The following is a 1,500-nucleotide window of genomic DNA, read 5'->3' on the forward strand; positions in this document are numbered from 1 at the left end:
CCCCGCCCATGTCGCGCAGGTAGTTCAACTCGTTCTCGTAATGGGTCAGCAGCCGTGTATCCATCACATGGCCCTTTCCATCTGCACTTCGCCGGTGGTCAGATCGACCTTGCTGCGCAAATACAGCTCCAGCGGCATCGGCTGCGCCCACATATCAGCACGTATCTCCAGCCCCACGGTCATCTCGGTCGCATCGGTTCCATCCTGCAGCCGCACATCCACCGACCCTTCGATGATCCGCGGCTCATAGGTGGCAATCGCCTGCTTGATCGATTGGCGGATCGCCTCAGCCTTTTCACTGGTCGAGGCCTCGCCTGCCACTTCGATCAGCCCGTAATTCAGCACAGACGCCGATACCGATGGGTATCTCTGCGCATCGAAATGGCTTTCGACGTTCTGGGTGTTCAAGAGCCAGGACAGATCTCGCTGAATGATTTCCCGCAAGCGCGACAGATCAATAACCCGGCTCTCGCGGGTTTCCTTCTGATCGCCGGGTGCATTGTCTGTCAGCCGGTCCAGCAGCGAGGGCTGCAGGCGCTCGGCCAGAGTTTTGTCAGCCATTCTCTAAGTCATGCCCATCCATCCGGAGTGTGCGCACATCCATGATGGCAATGTCCTCATCCCCGATCGCCAGCAGCCGCTGGCCAAGACCGGTATAGGTTTCCGCACCGGCATCCTGCCACACGGTGGCACGCGCCAGCATCGACAGCCCGTCCGCCTTTTCCGAGCCTGGGTAACGTGTCGGGATCATTGCTGCCACCGAACCGCCGCCCGCAAGGGTCAGCGTGCCGGCTGTCCAGACGGCGTCGCGCAAATCGCTCGGCTCCTCCGCCTCGAACGAGACGATCTGCGAAAACGGCAGCCAGTAGTATTTGCCGTTGACCACGGTCTCCAGCACCGGACCCAGCCGCATGTCGGCATCGGCGATCCAGTCGAACTTCTTGCCGTTGACCTCGCCAGAACTGGCAGGGGCCGCATCGAACGCTTTTGTGCGCAGTTCAGCGGCTTCCTTCGCCTTGCCCTGCGCCAGAAGTTTCTGCGCCTCAATCAAATGCGCCAGCCATTCCTCCGGCTCGCCCAGGATCAGCGGCGCCTTCTCGCCTGCAAAAACCTTCTCGCGGTAGACTTCGCAAATAATCGCCTCGCGGTAAGCCTGCGCCATCACCGTGGCGCCTTCATCCAGCCCCGCGGCCGCCTTCAACTGCGCAATCGCCCGATTCCAGTCGCCCAGCACACACAGCAGCTGAAACAGGAAAACCCGCAGCTTGGCGTTGCTCGCATCACCCCGGATCTTTTGCTGCAGCGCCTCCAGCGCCGCCCTGGGATCACCAGCTTTCAGATGCTCTTCGGGTGTCATGGGGTCTACTCCGCAACTGGGGTGGATGCTGCAAATACGTCAGAAAAACAGACCCCGGGCATGAAATACGCCCGGGGCCAGCCATTGGTTTTACTCGACCTTGCCGGTCTGAACGTTCCACTTGAAGGTGCCTTCAGTGGTCA

At 60.6% G+C, this 1,500-nt stretch carries 2 protein-coding genes; both read right to left on the bottom strand.

What is annotated here, in order from left to right:
• Window positions 1-63: 63 nt before the first annotated feature.
• Window positions 64-561: a type VI secretion system baseplate subunit TssE gene (tssE, locus tag A2I95_RS37205; protein WP_027260171.1), complete on the bottom strand. Its 498-nt coding sequence runs from the start codon at window positions 559-561 to the stop codon at window positions 64-66.
• Window positions 554-1,357, bottom strand: coding sequence for a type VI secretion system accessory protein TagJ (locus tag A2I95_RS37210; RefSeq protein ID WP_027260172.1), 804 nt, complete (start codon window positions 1,355-1,357; stop codon window positions 554-556). Before A2I95_RS37210 ends, tssE begins: the two co-directional genes overlap by 8 nt.
• Window positions 1,358-1,500 lie beyond the last annotated feature (143 nt).

This window comes from Leisingera sp. F5, assembly GCF_001593695.1.

Bases quoted from the DNA above. Each gene is read 5' to 3' on its own strand.
- tssE (WP_027260171.1), bottom strand. From the start codon at position 561: ATGGCTGACAAAACTCTGGCCGAGCGCCTGCAGCCCTCGCTGCTGGAC.
- A2I95_RS37210 (WP_027260172.1), bottom strand. From the start codon at position 1,357: ATGACACCCGAAGAGCATCTGAAAGCTGGTGATCCCAGGGCGGCGCTG.